Below are 15,169 nucleotides of genomic sequence, written 5' to 3' on the forward strand. Positions count from 1 at the left end.
CGCTCGGCGATCCTCCACCCCTGCCGTCCACCCCGCTCCTCGCAGCGCGGGCGTGGAACACGCCAGGACGTGCGTGGGTTGTCGTCAGAGGGACTCCCGGTCCACCCTGCTCAGGGTCGTCGCGGCGAGCGGCGGGGACGTGCTCCTCGTCGACGAGCAGCGGCGCCTCCCCGGCAGGGGTGCGTGGCTGCACCTGAGCAGCGCGTGCCTGGACCTGGCGGAGAAGCGGCGGGCCTTCCCCCGCGCGCTGCGCCGCCCCGGTCCCCTCGACACCTCGGGCGTACGGTCCTTCCTGGTCCGGTCCGCCCGGGCGGTCGTGTCCACCACCACCGATGAGAACGGGTCGAACAGCTGATGAGCACCCGATGAGCTCGTGCAGATGAACCCCGACGACTGACGACGGTCCGCGCCCGGTAGTGGTAGCCCGGACCGAGACAGGAGAGATGTGGCAAAGGTCCGGGTCTACGAACTCGCCAAGGAGTTCGGAGTCGAGAGCAAGGTCGTGCTGGCCACGCTCAAGGAGATGGGCGAGTTCGTCCGGTCGGCGAGCTCGACCGTCGAGCCGCCGGTCATCCGACGGCTGAAGGACAGGTTCCCCGCGGACGGCGCCTCCGGCGCGCGTCCCACCCCGGCGGCGAAGCCGGGTCCGCGCCTGCCGCAGGGTGCCCGTCCGGGCCCCCGCCCGGCGGCGCCCGCCGCGCCCGCCCCGGCGCCGGCCCCCGCTGCTCCCCCCGCCGCCCCCGCGGCGCGCGGTCCGCAGCCCTCCGCGCCGGCCCCCGCGCCGTCGCCCGCCCCCGCGCCGTCCCCGGTGGCCCCGGCGGCCCAGGCCCCGGCCGCGCCGGCGACGCCCGCCTTCCAGGCGCCCCCCGCGGCCGCGCCGTCCCCGGCCTCGCCCGCCTCGCCGCAGCAGCGGCCGGCGGCGTCCGGTCCGGCGCGCCCGGTCCCCGGCGGCCCGCGCCCGTCCACCCCGCCCGCCGCCGGCGGTCCCGGTGCCGGCGCGCGCCCCGGTGCGCGTCCGGGCGGCCCGGCCGCTCCCGGCGCCCGTCCCGGTGCCCCCGCGGGCCCCGGTGCGCGTCGTCCCGGTCCGCCGGAGCGCGGCGAGCGCCCCGCCCCCGGCGGCGACCGCCCGCGCGGCGACCGCCCGGAGCGCTTCGAGCGCGCCGAGCGTCCCGAGCGCGGCGACCGTCCCGACCGCGGCGAGCGCCCCGGTCAGGGCGGGCGTCCCGGTGCGCCGGGCGGTGCCCGTCCGGGCGCCGGCGCCGGCGCCGGCGGTGCGCGTCCGGGTGCTCCGCGCCCGGGCAACAACCCGTTCGCCACGAGCCAGGGCATGCCCCGCCCGCAGGGCGGTGCCCCGCGCCCGGGCAACAACCCGTTCGCGAACAGCCAGGGCATGCCGCGCCCGCAGGGCGGTCCCCGTCCGGGTGCGCCCGGTGCCGGCGGCCCGCGCCCCGGTGCGCCCGGCCCCGGCGGCCCGCGCCCGGGTGGTCCCCGCCCGAACCCCGGCATGATGCCGGCGCGCCCGACGGTCGGCCGTCCGGGTGCTCCGGCGGGTCGTCCGGGTGCTCCCGGCCGCGGTGGTCCCGGCGGCGGTCGCGGCGGCTTCGGCGCCGGTCGTCCCGGTGGTCCCGGCGGTGCCGGTGCCGGTGGCGGCGGCGGCTTCGCCGGCCGTCCCGGTGGTCCCGGCCGCGGTGGCCGCGGCGGCACGCAGGGCGCGTTCGGTCGCGCCGGTGGCCGCCCGGTGCGCGGGCGCAAGTCCAAGCGCGCCAAGCGCCAGGAGTACGAGGCGATGCAGGCCCCCTCGGTCGGGGGTGTGCAGGTCCCGCGCGGTGACGGCTCGACGGTCGTCCGCATCCGCCGCGGCGCCTCGCTGACCGACTTCGCCGAGCGCATCGACGCGAACCCCGCGTCGCTGGTCACGGTGCTGTTCCACCTCGGTGAGATGGCCACCGCGACGCAGTCGCTGGACGAGGACACCTTCCAGCTGCTGGGCACCGAGCTGGGCTACGTCATCGAGGTCGTCTCCCCGGAGGACGAGGAGCGCGAGCTGCTCGCCGGGTTCTCCATCGACCTGGACGCCGAGCTCGAGGCCGAGGGCGACGAGGAGCTCGAGGCCCGTCCGCCGGTCGTGACCGTCATGGGTCACGTCGACCACGGCAAGACGAAGCTGCTGGACGCCATCCGCTCCACCGACGTGGTCGCGAAGGAGGCCGGCGGCATCACCCAGACCATCGGCGCCTACCAGATCACCAAGGAGCACGAGGGCGTCGAGCGGCCGATCACCTTCATCGACACCCCGGGTCACGAGGCCTTCACGGCCATGCGCGCCCGCGGTGCGAAGGTGACCGACATCGCGATCCTCGTGGTCGCGGCCGACGACGGCGTGATGCCCCAGACCATCGAGGCGCTCAACCACGCCCAGGCGGCGGACGTCCCGATCGTCGTGGCGGTCAACAAGGTCGACAAGGACGGCGCGAACCCGGCCAAGGTCCGCCAGCAGCTCACCGAGTACAACCTGGTGGCCGAGGAGTACGGCGGCGACACGATGTTCGTCGACGTCTCCGCCAAGCAGGGCTCGGGCCTGGACGACCTCCTCGAGGCCGTCCTGCTCACCGCGGACGCGGCGCTGGACCTGCGGGCGAACCCCCACAAGGACGCCCGCGGCGTGGCCATCGAGGCCAACCTCGACAAGGGCCGCGGTCCGGTCGCCACGGTGCTGGTGCAGTCCGGCACCCTGCACGTCGGCGACGCGATCGTCGCGGGCACCGGCTACGGCCGCGTGCGCGCGATGCTCGACGAGCACGGCAACCAGCTCTCGGAGGCGACCCCGTCGCGTCCGGTGCAGGTGCTGGGCCTGACGTCCGTGCCGGGCGCCGGGGACACGTTCCTCGTCGCTCCGGACGACCGCACCGCCCGCCAGATCGCGGAGAAGCGCGACGCGGCCGAGCGCAGCGCCATGCTGGCCAAGTCGCGCAAGCGCATCAGCCTGGAGGACTTCACCAAGGCGCTCGAGCAGGGCAAGGTCGAGACCCTCAACCTCATCCTCAAGGGTGACGGTGCGGGCTCGGTCGAGGCTCTCGAGGACGCCCTGCTGAAGATCGACGTGGGCGAGGAGGTCGAGCTGCGGGTCATCGACCGCGGCGTCGGCGCGATCACCAAGAACAACGTCAACCTCGCGGTGGCCTCCAACGCGATCATCCTGGGCTTCAGCGTGCGTCCCGAGAGCCAGACGCGGGAGTACGCCGAGCGCGAGGGCGTCGACATCCGCTACTACTCGGTCATCTACCAGGCGATCGAGGACGTGGAGAACGCCCTCAGGGGGATGCTCAAGCCGGAGTTCGAGGAGGTCCAGCTCGGGACCGCGGAGATCCGCGAGATCTTCCGCTCCTCCAAGTTCGGCAACATCGCCGGCTGCCTCGTGCGCTCCGGTCTCATCCGCCGCAACACCAAGGCGCGCGTGCTGCGCAACGGTGTCGTGCACGGTGACAACCTCACCATCGAGTCGCTGCGGCGGTTCAAGGACGACGCGACCGAGGTCCGCGAGGGCTTCGAGTGCGGCATCGGCCTGGGCTCGTACAACGACCTCCAGATCGACGACGTCATCGAGACGTTCGAGATGCGGGAGAAGCCGCGCGGCTGACGCGGTGAGCGACGGCCGGGGCGGGACCTCCCTCCCGCCCCGGCCGTCCCCGTCCGCACCCGCGGACGGGGCGTCGAGCACCCGCGGGGGAGGCCGCACCCCTCCACGTGTTCACAGGCACCCTGACGTTCGACCTCCTCCTCGGCGACGTGCACTCGCTCAAGGGCAAGCGCAGCACCGTGCGGCCCCTGGTCGCCGAGCTGCGCCGCTCCTTCGACGTGGCCGCCGCCGAGACCGGGTCCCTCGACCTGCACCGGCGCGCCGAGGTGGCCGTGGCCGTCGTCGCCCCCGACGCGGCCCGCTGCAGCGACGTGCTGGACCGCTGCGAGCGCCTCGTCGCGGCGCACCCCGAGTTCCAGATCCTCTCCACCCGGCGGCAGTTCCTGTCGTCGGACGACTGAGCACCTCCAGGAGGGAAGTCCCGTGGCGGACCCCACCCGCGCCCGCAAGCTCGCCGACCGCATCAAGGTCGTCGTGGCCGAGGCGCTCGAGAAGCGCGTGAAGGACCCCCGGCTGGGGTTCGTCACCATCACCGACGCGCGCGTCACCAACGACCTGCAGCACGCGACGCTGTACTACACGGTCCTCGGCAGCGACGAGGAGCGCGCCGGCACCGCGATCGCCCTCAAGAGCGCCACCGGCGTGCTGCGCTCGGAGGTCGGCAGGCGCACCGGCGTGCGGCTGACCCCGACGCTGACGTTCACCGCCGACGAGGTGCCGCAGACCGCCACCCAGATCGAGGACCTGCTGCGCGCGGCCGCCGAGCAGGACGCGCGCGTGGCCGCGCTGGCCGCCTCGGCGCAGCCGGCGGGCGAGGCGGACCCGTACAAGAAGCCCGTCGAGCACGACCTCGACGAGGACGACGACGAGTTCGAGGACGACGAGGACGAGGAGGACGACGGCGAGTTCGTGGTCGACGAGGACGACGACCTCGACGACCTCGACGACGACGTCCCCGCGCGGGACGACCTCGACGGCGACGGCACGGCCCGCCAGGACCGCCCGGTCGCCTGAGGAGCGCGCACCAGGCCCCGTGACCGCACGGTCGCGGGGCCTCGTCGCGCCCGCGCCACCCCCGCCGCCCGGGCGCACCGGCGCCCCCTACGGTGGGCCGGTCCCCGCGGCACCGGGCCGCGGGACGGGCAGCGGGGGAGCGGGGATGGCCACGCAGGACGGGCGGCGCCCGGACGTGGGCGACGGGGTCCTCGTCGTCGACAAGCCGGCGGGCTGGACCAGCCACGACGTCGTGGGCCGCTGCCGGCGCCTGCTGGGCACCCGCCGCGTCGGGCACGCCGGCACGCTGGACCCCGCCGCCACGGGCGTGCTGGTCCTCGGCGCCAACCGCGGCACGAAGTTCCTCACGCACCTGGTCGCCCACGACAAGGCGTACACCGCCACCGTGCGCCTGGGCCTGGCCACGAGCACCGACGACGCCGAGGGCGAGCCGCTGGGTGAGCCCGCGGACGCGACGGGGCTGGCGGCACCCGCCGTCGCCGCCGCGGTGGCGGCGCTGACCGGCGAGCTGCAGCAGGTGCCCAGCTCCGTCAGCGCGATCAAGGTCGACGGCAAGCGCTCCTACGCGCGGGTGCGCGGCGGGGAGGCCGTCGACCTGCCGCCGCGGCCGGTCACCGTCTCCCGCTTCGCGGTGCTGGCCCGCCGCGAGCAGGGCCCGTTCGTGGACCTCGACGTGGAGGTGGAGGTCTCCAGCGGCACGTACGTGCGCGCGCTGGCCCGCGACCTCGGCGCCGCGCTGGGCGTGGGCGGGCACCTGACGGCGCTGCGGCGCACCCGCTCGGGCCCCTTCGCGCTCGCCGAGGCCCGCACCCTGGAGCAGGTGGAGCAGGAGCCGTCGGTGACGCCCCTGGCGCAGGTCGCCCGCCGGCTCTTCCCCGTGCGCGACCTCGACGCCGCCGAGAGCGCGACCCTGCGCCACGGCGGGTTCGTCGCCGCCTCCGGCGCGCCGGGGGTCGTGGCGGCGTTCTCCCCGGAGGGCGCGCTCGTGGCGCTGCTGGAGGACACCGCCCGCGGGGCCAAGCCCGCGCTCAACCTGGCCGCCGCCGGCTGAGCCCGGCGGCGGGGCGGCACCGCGGCTGCGGCACCCCGGCCGCGGCAGCGCGGCCGTCGCCGGCCGGTGCACGCGCGGACGCCCGCCGCCCCGTGGTGCGGGGCGGCGGGCGTCCGGGTACTCACGGTGCTCGCGGGGCTCAGGCGCCGACGAGCTCGCGCTCCTCCGCGCCGGAGCGGAAGCGCGCCAGGTCCAGGATCCCCTCGCGCTTGGCGACCAGGACCGGCACGAGCGCCTGGCCGGTGACGTTCACGGCGGTGCGGCCCATGTCCAGGACCGGGTCGATCGCCAGCAGCAGCCCGACCCCGGCCAGCGGCAGGCCCAGCGTGGACAGCGTCAGGGTCAGCATGACGGTGGCGCCGGTCAGGCCCGCGGTGGCCGCGGAGCCGACGACGGAGACGAAGGCGATGAGCAGGTAGTCGGTGATCGACAGGTCCACGCCGAAGAACCCGGCCACGAAGATCGCCGCCAGGGCCGGGTAGATCGCGGCGCAGCCGTCCATCTTCGTCGTGGCGCCCAGCGGCACCGCGAACGAGGCGTACTCGCGCGGCACGCCCATCTCCTCGGTGACCCGCTGGGTCACCGGCAGGGTGCCGATGGAGGAGCGGGAGACGAAGGCCAGCTGGGTGGCGGGCCACACGCTCGCGGCGAAGCGGCGCACGCTCAGCCCGTGGGCGCGCAGCAGCACCGGGTACAGCACGAGCAGCACCAGCGCCAGGCCGGCGTAGACGTCGGCGACGAACACCGCCAGCGGGCTCAGCGCGTCCCAGCCGTAGGTGGCCACCGCCCCGCCCAGCAGGCCCACGGTGCCCAGCGGGGCCAGGCGGATGACCCACCACAGCACCGTCTGCACGACCGCCAGGCCCGAGCGGGCCACGGCCAGCACGGGCTCGGCCTTCTCACCGACCTTGAGGACCGCCACGCCCGCGGCGATGGACAGCACGAGCAGCTGCAGCACGTTGAAGGACAGCGACACGCCGCCGTCCGCGGAGGCCGAGGCCTGCAGGCCCAGGACGTTGTCGGGCACGACGCCCTGCAGGAAGTCCAGCCACGAGCCGGTGCGGCTGGGCTCGGCGGCGGCGGAGGCGGCCACGGAGGTGCGCTCACCGGGGTCGGTGAGCACGCCGATGCCGATGCCGATGCCGACCGAGACCAGCGCCGTGATCGCGAACCACAGCAGGGTCCGCCAGGCCAGGCGGGCGGCGTTGGTGACCTGCCGCAGGTTGGCGATGGAGGTGACGACGGCGAGGACGACCAGCGGCGGCACCAGGGTGCGCAGCAGCGTGACGAACGTGGAGCCGATCGTGGCGAGGGTGGTGGTCAGCCAGTTCGGGTCCTCGTCGGTGCCGCCCATCGAGCGCGCCAGCGCGCCGAGCGCGACGCCGAGGACGAGGCCGACGAGCACCTGGACGCCGAAGGGCGTCCGCTTCAGGGTGCGGAACACGGGGGTCTCCTGGGTGGGGGTGGGTGGCGCGGTGGGGGCGGTGCAGCGCCCCTAGACCGCGCTCGCCGTCCGGCCCAGGTCGATGTGCAGCCGCTCGGTGAGGTCTCGTCCGGTGTCCATGCCGCAGGCGTCAAGCCCGCGCCGGCCGCGTCTGTTCCCGCCGTCCCCCGGACGGGCGGCGGCCACCGCCCGCCGCCCGTCCCCGCACCGCCCGGCCCGGCTCGCGAGCTGCGCTCAGAAGAGCGAGTACCCGCCGTCGGTCACGACCACGGCGCCGGTGGAGAAGCTGGAGGCCTCCGAGGCCAGGTACACCACGCTCGCGGCGATCTCCTCGGGCGTGGCCACGCGCTGCATCGGCGCGTCCTCGATCCACATGCGCTGGAACCGCGGCTCGTCCACGGGGGACATGTCGGTGCGCACGTAGCCGGGGGCCAGGGCGTTGACGCGGATGCCCAGCGGCGCCCACTCCGCCGCCAGCGAGCGCGTCAGGTGGTGCACCGCGGCCTTGGAGGCGTTGTAGACCGGCTGCATCTGCGGGCGGTTGACGACCTGCCCGCTCATGGAGCCGATGTTGACGATGCTGCCGCCGCCGTGCTCCGCCATCCACCGGGCGGCCACCTGGCTGGGCAGCCACACACCCTTGAGGTTGGTGGTCAGGACGTCGTCGTACTCCTCGTCGGTGACCTCCAGCGCCGGCCGGTGCACGCAGGTGCCGGCGTTGTTCACCAGCACGTGCAGCCCGCCCAGCTCGGCGGTGGTGCGCTCGACGGCGGCCTGCACCTCCGCGCGGGAGGTGACGTCCATGCGCAGGCCCAGCGCCCGCCGCCCCGTGGAGCCGGCGACCTCGCGCGCCGCGGCCACGCACGCGGCCTCGTCGCGGGCGGCGACGACCACGTCCGCGCCGGCCTCGGCCAGCGCCTGCGCGAACGCGCGGCCCAGGCCGCGGTAGCCGCCGGTGACCAGCGCGACCCGCCCCTCGAGCGCGAAGCGCTCCAGCACCCCGCTCACGCGGCGGCCCCGGCGGTCGGGTTCACCACGACGACGGCCTTCATGCTCAGCGGGTCGGAGTCGGCGTTGAGGGCGTCCTCCACCCGCTCCAGCGGGTAGCGGGCGGTGACCATCCCGTCCAGGTCCACCGCACCGGCCCGGAAGAGCTCCACGCCGCGCGGCCAGGTGTCCACGTAGCGGAAGACGCCGGTCAGGGTGATCTCGCGGGCGGCCACCAGGGACACCGGCACCGGCATCTCGTCGGCGCCCATCCCCACCAGCACCGCCGCGCCGCCCGGGCGCACCGCGCGGATGCCGGCCAGCACCGCCGGGGTGGCGCCGGAGCAGTCCACGAACGCGTCGGCGCCCAGCGCGGCGATCTCGTCGGCGTCGTCCACGGGGTGCAGCGCGCGCGTGGCGCCGAAGGAGGTGATGCGCTCGCGGCGCGAGTCCACGAAGTCGGTGACGACGACGTCGGCGGCCCCGCGCGCGCGCACCGCCTGCGCGACCATCGCGCCGATGGGCCCGGCACCGGCGACGAGCACCCGGTCGCCGGGGGTGGTGCCCGCCTTGTGCGCGGCCCACAGGCCCACCGAGAACGGCTCCAGCAGCGCCGCGGCGTCGTCGGACATCGTGTCCGGCACCTCGTGGGCCATGTCGGCGGGGGCGGTGACGTAGTCGCAGAACGCGCCGTCCACCGGCGGGGTGGCGTAGAAGCGCATGTGCGGGCACAGGTTCAGCCGCCCGGCCTTGCACTGCCGGCAGCGCCGGCAGGGGCGCTGCGGCTCGACCGCGACGCGCTCGCCGACGCGCGAGGCCGGCACGTCGCGCCCGACGGCCACGACGCGGCCGGAGACCTCGTGGCCCAGCACGAGGGGCTGCTCGACGACGAAGTCGCCGATGCGCCCGTGCTGGTAGTAGTGCACGTCCGAGCCGCACACGCCGACCGAGGCGACGCGCACGAGCACCTCGTCCTCGGCGGGCACGGGGACCGGCCGCTCCTGCACCTCGATGACGCCCTGCCGCACCAGGACGCTGGCGCGCATGGTCGCGGGGACGGTGGTGTCGACGCCCTCGACGGCGGTGTCGGTGCTCACGTTCTCTCCTCCACGCGGTGGCGCCCCGGCGCGGAGCCGGGGCTGCGGGGGACCAGAGTGCCCGGCGGGGGGCGGGTGCGCGCCACCCGCCCCCCGCCGGGCCCCGGCGCGCGTCAGCTGCTGCGCCGCTCCAGGTAGTAGCGGATCAGCGCGGCGGTGGAGGGGTCCTGCGCGTCCAGGGCCGCGGCGTCGCCGGTCAGCGCCGGCGCGATCTCCAGCGCCAGCTTCTTGCCGAGCTCCACGCCCCACTGGTCGAAGCTGTCGATGCCCCACACCGCGCCCTCGACGAACGTGACGTGCTCGTACAGCGCGATGAGCTGGCCCAGCACCGACGGCGTCAGCGCCGGCGCCATGATCGAGGTGGTGGGCCGGTTGCCGGAGAACACCCGCGCCGGCACGACCTCCTCGGCGGTGCCCTCCGCGCGCACCTCCTCGGCCGTCTTGCCGAAGGCCAGCGCCTTGGTCTGGGCGAAGAAGTTCGCCATGAACAGCGCGTGCACGTCGGCCTCGCCGCCGTCGCGGTCGACCAGCGGGTGCGCCGGCGTGGCGAAGGCGATGAAGTCGCTGGGGATCACCCGGGTGCCCTGGTGGATGAGCTGGTAGAACGCGTGCTGGCCGTTGGTGCCCGGCTCGCCCCAGAACACCTCGCCGGTGGCGGTGGTCACCGGCGAGCCGTCGTAGCGCACCGACTTGCCGTTGGACTCCATGGTCAGCTGCTGCAGGTACGCCGGGAAGCGGTGCAGGTGCTGCGAGTACGGCAGCACCGCGTGGGTGTGCGCGTCGCAGTGGTTGACGTAGAAGACGTTGAGCAGCCCCATCAGCAGCGGCACGTTCGCGGCCGGCTCCGCGGTGCGGAAGTGCTCGTCGACGGCGTGGAAGCCGGCCAGGAACTCCCGGAAGCGCTCCGGGCCGATCGCCACGGCCAGCGAGGTGCCGATGGCGGAGTCCACCGAGTAGCGCCCGCCGACCCAGTCCCAGAAGCCGAACGCGTTGCCCGGGTCGATGCCGAACGCCTCGACCTTCTCCAGGGCGGTGGACACGGCCACGAAGTGCTTGGCCACCGCGTCGCGGCGGGCCGCGTCGTCGTCGGCGAGCACGCCGGCCGCACCCAGGCGCTCCCACAGCCAGGCGCGCGCCAGGCGCGCGTTGGTCAGCGTCTCCAGCGTCCCGAAGGTCTTGGAGGCGACGATGAACAGCGTCGTCTCCGGGTCCAGGTCCGCCGTCGTCTCGGCGACGTCGGTGGGGTCGATGTTGGAGACGAAGCGGCACTCCAGGCCCTGCTGCACGTACGGCTTGAGCGCCTCGTACGCCATCACCGGGCCCAGGTCCGAGCCGCCGATGCCGATGTTGACCACCGTGCGGATCGCCTTGCCCGTCACGCCCGTCCAGCGCCCCGAGCGCACCGACTCGGCGAAGTCCAGCACCTTGCCCAGCTCGCGCTGCACGTCGGCGTCGACGTCCTGGCCGTCGACGACCAGCGCCGGCCGCGCCCCCGGCGGGCGGCGCAGCGCGGTGTGCAGCACCGCGCGGTCCTCGGTGACGTTGATGTGCTCGCCGGTGAGCATGGCGTCCCGGCGGGCCAGCACCCCGGTCTCCTCGGCCAGCTGCAGCAGCAGCCGCACCGTCTCCTCGGTGAGGAGGTTCTTCGACAGGTCCACGTGCAGGTCGGCCGCCTCGAACGTCAGCCGCTCGGCGCGCTGCGGGTCGTCGGCGAACCAGCCGCGCAGGTCGGGGGTCGTGGCGGCGCGGTGCGCGGCCAGGGCCTCCCACGCGCTCGTCCTCGTCGGGTCCACGGGTCCTTCGCTCACGCGTCGCCTCCAGCGCTCGTGCGGCCGGGCGCTCCCGGCCCGGGTCGTCATCGGTCTGGTGCCGCACGAGACGTTAGCCACGTGCGCGCGCCGCCGCGCGGGCGGCCACCGCGCGGCCCGCGAGCGGCCCGCCGCGCCGCCCGCCGCGCGGCCCGGACGGGGGCCCCAGGCACCCGCGCGCCGCGCGCCCGGCGGGCGGCTGGCACAGTGTCCGGGTGCAGCGGTGGGACGACCTGGCAGACGTGGACCCCGGTTTCGGTCCGTCGGTGGTCACCATCGGCAACTTCGACGGGGTCCACCGCGGCCACGTGGCGGTGCTGGACCGCGTGGTGCGCGCCGCCCGCGAGCGCGGCGCGGCCGCCGTGGCCGTCACCTTCGACCCGCACCCGCTGCAGGTGCTGCAGCCCGAGCGCGCCCCCGGCCTGCTCACCGGCCTGGAGCACCGCCTGGACCTGGTCGCCGCCTGCGGCGTGGACGCCGTGCTCGTCGTGCCGTTCACCCGGGAGCTGGCCGCCTGGAGCCCCGAGCGCTTCGTCGAGGACGTCTTCGTGCGCGCCCTGGGCGCCGTGGAGGTCGTCGTCGGCCACGACGTGCGCTTCGGCAGCGGCAACAGCGGCGACCTGGCCACCCTGCGCGAGCTGGGCGAGCGGCACGGCTTCGCGGTGACGGCGCTGGACGACCTCGGCGACGGCACCGGCGCCGACGGCGCGCCCCGCTGGTCGTCCACCGCGGTGCGCCGGGCCCTGGCGGCCGGGGACGTCGAGCGCGCCGCCGCCGTGCTGGGGCACCCGCACCGCGTCAGCGCCACCGTCGTGCACGGCGACCACCGCGGCCGCGAGCTGGGCTACCCCACGGCCAACCTGTCCCCGCACGACGCCGAGGGCCTGGTGCCCGCCGACGGCGTCTACGCCGGCTGGCTGCACCGCCCCTCCGGCCAGCGGCTGCCCGCGGCGGTCTCGGTGGGCACCAACCCCACCTTCGACGGCCTCGAGCACCGCGTCGAGGCGCACTGCATCGACAGCCCCGGCCTGGACCTCTACGGCGAGCGCGTCTCCCTGGACTTCCTGCACCACCTGCGCCCCACCCTGCGCTTCGACGGGGTCGAGGCGCTCGTGGAGCAGATGGAGCGCGACGTGCAGCGCTGCCGCGAGCTCCTCGGCGTCGCCTGAGCGCTCGGCTCCCCGCGGCACCGGTCCGCGCACCGTGCGGTCACGGGGGGCGCGGGCCCGGCTGGTAGCCTGAACGAGCCGTCCGAACGGCCGCGGACACAGAGAGCCCGGGTGGATCAGCCCCGGAGCACCGCGCAACGAGACCCAGGAGAGCACCGTGCCCCTCGACGCCGAGACCAAGCAGAAGATCATGGCCGAGTACGCCACCAGCGAGGGCGACACCGGCTCGCCCGAGGTGCAGGTGGCCATGCTCACGCAGCGCATCCGCGACCTGACGGAGCACCTGAAGACGCACCAGCACGACCACCACAGCCGCCGCGGGCTGCTGCTGCTGGTCGGCCAGCGCCGCCGCCTGCTGCAGTACATGGCCAAGAAGGACATCAACCGCTACCGCTCGATCATCGAGCGGCTCGGCATCCGCCGCTGACGCGGCGCAGGGGCGGTCCCTCCCGGGGCCGCCCCTGCTGCTCGTGCGCGGCCGTCCGCCCCGGCGGGCCGCTGCCGCGCACGACCGCCCGACTCCGGGCAGACTCGGGGTGCTGACCGCAGCACCCGGCCGCCGTACCGCGCAGCGTCGTGCCGGTCCTCGGTAGTGGCCTCCGGGCGCTCAGCGCCCGTGGGCCTCGATCGAAGGCCGGACCGGCGGGGGAGACCCCCGCCGGGCACGCGCCGGTGCGGCGGGCACCGCACCACAGACGGAAAGAGGAGGGAACCCGTGGAGGGTCCTGAGATCACCGCCGCCGAAGCCGTCATCGACAACGGCTCGTTCGGCACCCGCACCGTCCGCTTCGAGACCGGCCGCCTGGCCCGCCAGGCCGCCGGCTCCGCCGCCGTGTACCTGGACGGCGAGTCGTTCCTGCTGAGCGCGACCACCGCCGGCAAGTCCCCCAAGGACCAGTTCGACTTCTTCCCCCTGACGGTGGACGTCGAGGAGCGCAGCTACGCCGCCGGCAAGATCCCCGGCTCGTTCTTCCGCCGCGAGGGCCGCCCCTCGACCGAGGCGATCCTGGCGTGCCGCCTGATCGACCGCCCGCTGCGCCCCAGCTTCGTCAAGGGCCTGCGCAACGAGGTCCAGGTCGTCGTCACGGTGATGGCGCTGCACCCGGACGACGCGTACGACGTCGTCGCCATCAACGCCGCCTCGATGTCCACCCAGCTCGCGGGCCTGCCGTTCTCCGGCCCGGTCGGCGGCGTGCGCATCGCCCTGATCGACGGCCAGTGGGTGGCGTTCCCGCGCTACTCCGAGGTCGAGCGCGCCGTCTTCGACATGGTCGTCGCCGGCCGCGTCGTCACCGGCGCGGACGGTTCCGAGGACGTCGCGATCATGATGGTCGAGGCCGAGGCGACCGAGGGCTCCTGGAACCTCATCAAGGAGCAGGGCGCGACCGCCCCCACCGAGGAGGTCGTGGCCCAGGGCCTGGAGGCCGCCAAGCCGCACATCGCCGCGCTGGTCAAGGCCCAGGCCCAGGTCGCCGCCCAGGCCGCCAAGCCGACCGCCGAGTTCCCGCTGTTCCCCGACTACGCCGACGACGTCTACGCCGCCGTCGAGCAGGCCGCCTCCGCGGACCTCGCGGGCGCGCTGGCCATCGGCGGCAAGCAGGAGCGCGAGGGCCGGATCGACGAGATCAAGGCGCAGCTGCGCGAGTCCCTCGCGGAGCGGTTCGCCGGCCGCGAGAAGGAGGTCTCCGCGGCCTACCGCTCGCTGCAGAAGAAGCTGGTCCGCCAGCGCATCCTCACCGAGCAGGTCCGCATCGACGGCCGCGGCCTGGCCGACATCCGGACGCTGTCCGCCGAGGTCGAGGTCCTGCCGCGGGTGCACGGCTCGGCGCTGTTCGAGCGCGGCGAGACGCAGATCCTCGGCGTGACCACGCTGAACATGCTGCGCATGGAGCAGCAGCTCGACACCCTCTCGCCGGTGACGCGCAAGAGGTACATGCACAACTACAACTTCCCGCCGTACTCCACCGGTGAGACCGGCCGGGTGGGCTCGCCCAAGCGCCGCGAGATCGGCCACGGCGCGCTGGCCGAGCGCGCGCTGGTGCCGGTGCTGCCGGCCCGCGAGGAGTTCCCCTACGCGATCCGCCAGGTCTCCGAGGCGCTGGGCTCCAACGGGTCCACCTCGATGGGCTCGGTGTGCGCCTCGACCCTGTCGCTGCTGAACGCCGGCGTGCCGCTGCGCGCGCCCGTGGCCGGCATCGCGATGGGCCTGGTCTCCGACACCGTCGAGGGCGAGACGCGCTACGCGGCGCTGACCGACATCCTCGGCGCCGAGGACGCCTTCGGCGACATGGACTTCAAGGTCGCCGGCACCAAGGAGTTCGTCACCGCCATCCAGCTGGACACCAAGCTGGACGGCATCCCCGCCTCGGTGCTGGCCGGTGCGCTGACCCAGGCCCGCGACGCGCGCCTGCACATCCTGGACGTCATGGCCGAGGCCATCGACGCGCCGGACGAGATGTCGCCCACCGCGCCGCGCATCATCACGGTGAAGGTCCCGGTCGACAAGATCGGCGAGGTCATCGGGCCCAAGGGCAAGATGATCAACCAGATCCAGGAGGACACCGGCGCCGACATCTCCATCGAGGACGACGGCACGGTGTTCATCGGCGCGGTCGACGGCCCCTCGGCCGAGGCGGCGCGCGCGGCGGTCAACGCGATCGCCAACCCGACGATGCCCGAGGTCGGCGAGCGCTACCTCGGCACCGTCGTGAAGACGACCACCTTCGGCGCGTTCGTCTCGCTGCTGCCCGGCAAGGACGGCCTGCTGCACATCTCGCAGCTGCGCAAGCTCTCCGGCGGCAAGCGCGTCGACAACGTCGAGGACGTCGTCTCGGTCGGCCAGAAGGTCCAGGTCGAGATCGCCGAGATCGACCCGCGCGGCAAGCTGTCGCTGGTGCCCGTCGTGGCCGAGGAGGAGTCCGCGACCGCGGAGACCGCCGACGCCGCCGCGACCGACGCCTGA

The 15,169-nt window shown here is 75.1% G+C and carries 12 protein-coding genes; 8 read left to right on the forward strand and 4 right to left on the reverse strand.

Going from position 1 to position 15,169, the window contains the following annotated elements; genetic code table 11:
* Positions 1-73 precede the first annotated feature (73 nt).
* From ACRYR7_RS02900 to truB, 5 genes are all read left to right on the forward strand, one after another.
* Positions 74-355, forward strand: coding sequence for a YlxR family protein (locus ACRYR7_RS02900; protein ID WP_432570555.1), 282 nt, complete (start codon positions 74-76; stop codon positions 353-355).
* A 90-nt stretch (positions 356-445) separates the two neighbouring features.
* Complete coding sequence (gene infB, locus ACRYR7_RS02905) at positions 446-3,637, forward strand: translation initiation factor IF-2 (RefSeq protein ID WP_432570556.1); 3,192 nt, start codon at positions 446-448, stop codon at positions 3,635-3,637.
* Positions 3,638-3,744: 107 nt separating this feature from the next.
* Positions 3,745-4,038, forward strand: a complete 294-nt coding sequence (locus tag ACRYR7_RS02910; RefSeq protein ID WP_432570557.1) for a DUF503 domain-containing protein — start codon at positions 3,745-3,747, stop codon at positions 4,036-4,038.
* Positions 4,039-4,060: 22 nt separating this feature from the next.
* A complete protein-coding gene (gene rbfA / locus ACRYR7_RS02915) occupies positions 4,061-4,651 on the forward strand; it encodes a 30S ribosome-binding factor RbfA (RefSeq protein WP_432570558.1) in 591 nt (196 codons plus the stop codon).
* Positions 4,652-4,796: 145 nt separating this feature from the next.
* Entirely contained in the window at positions 4,797-5,702 is a 906-nt protein-coding gene (gene truB, locus ACRYR7_RS02920) for a tRNA pseudouridine(55) synthase TruB (RefSeq protein WP_432570559.1), read from the forward strand.
* A 139-nt stretch (positions 5,703-5,841) separates the two neighbouring features.
* Here the strand turns inward: truB and ACRYR7_RS02925 are convergent, their stop codons facing one another.
* The 4 genes from ACRYR7_RS02925 to pgi form a co-directional block, all read right to left on the reverse strand.
* The gene (locus tag ACRYR7_RS02925; RefSeq protein ID WP_432570560.1) at positions 5,842-7,146 is read right to left on the reverse strand and encodes a dicarboxylate/amino acid:cation symporter; all 1,305 of its coding nucleotides are present in this window, start codon (positions 7,144-7,146) and stop codon (positions 5,842-5,844) included.
* A gap of 234 nt (positions 7,147-7,380) precedes the next feature.
* On the reverse strand, positions 7,381-8,154 hold the full coding sequence (locus tag ACRYR7_RS02930) for an SDR family NAD(P)-dependent oxidoreductase (protein WP_432570561.1): 774 nt from the start codon (positions 8,152-8,154) through the stop codon (positions 7,381-7,383).
* A complete protein-coding gene (locus ACRYR7_RS02935; RefSeq protein WP_432570578.1) occupies positions 8,151-9,179 on the reverse strand; it encodes an NAD(P)-dependent alcohol dehydrogenase in 1,029 nt (342 codons plus the stop codon). The genes ACRYR7_RS02930 and ACRYR7_RS02935 overlap by 4 nt, the downstream gene beginning before the upstream one ends.
* Positions 9,180-9,343: 164 nt before the next feature.
* Complete coding sequence (pgi, locus tag ACRYR7_RS02940) at positions 9,344-11,038, reverse strand: glucose-6-phosphate isomerase (protein WP_432570562.1); 1,695 nt, start codon at positions 11,036-11,038, stop codon at positions 9,344-9,346.
* A gap of 215 nt (positions 11,039-11,253) precedes the next feature.
* Here pgi and ACRYR7_RS02945 point away from each other — a divergent pair, with 215 nt between their 5' ends.
* From ACRYR7_RS02945 to ACRYR7_RS02955, 3 genes are all read left to right on the forward strand, one after another.
* On the forward strand, positions 11,254-12,207 hold the full coding sequence (locus ACRYR7_RS02945) for a bifunctional riboflavin kinase/FAD synthetase (protein WP_432570563.1): 954 nt from the start codon (positions 11,254-11,256) through the stop codon (positions 12,205-12,207).
* A 157-nt stretch (positions 12,208-12,364) separates the two neighbouring features.
* The gene (gene rpsO / locus ACRYR7_RS02950; protein ID WP_432570564.1) at positions 12,365-12,634 is read left to right on the forward strand and encodes a 30S ribosomal protein S15; all 270 of its coding nucleotides are present in this window, start codon (positions 12,365-12,367) and stop codon (positions 12,632-12,634) included.
* Between the two features lie 288 nt (positions 12,635-12,922).
* Positions 12,923-15,169 carry a polyribonucleotide nucleotidyltransferase gene (locus ACRYR7_RS02955; RefSeq protein ID WP_432570565.1) on the forward strand — a complete coding sequence of 749 codons (2,247 nt, stop codon included), beginning with the start codon at positions 12,923-12,925 and terminating at the stop codon, positions 15,167-15,169.

The sequence above is a fragment of the Kineococcus gurbantunggutensis genome (assembly GCF_050871925.1).
Classification (GTDB): domain Bacteria; phylum Actinomycetota; class Actinomycetes; order Actinomycetales; family Kineococcaceae; genus Kineococcus.

What these genes read in the sequence shown, in the direction of transcription:
- truB (WP_432570559.1), top strand. Translation starts at nt 4,797, where the DNA reads ATGGCCACGCAGGACGGGCGGCGCCCGGACGTGGGCGACGGGGTCCTC.
- ACRYR7_RS02935 (WP_432570578.1), bottom strand. Translation starts at nt 9,179, where the DNA reads ATGCGCGCCAGCGTCCTGGTGCGGCAGGGCGTCATCGAGGTGCAGGAG.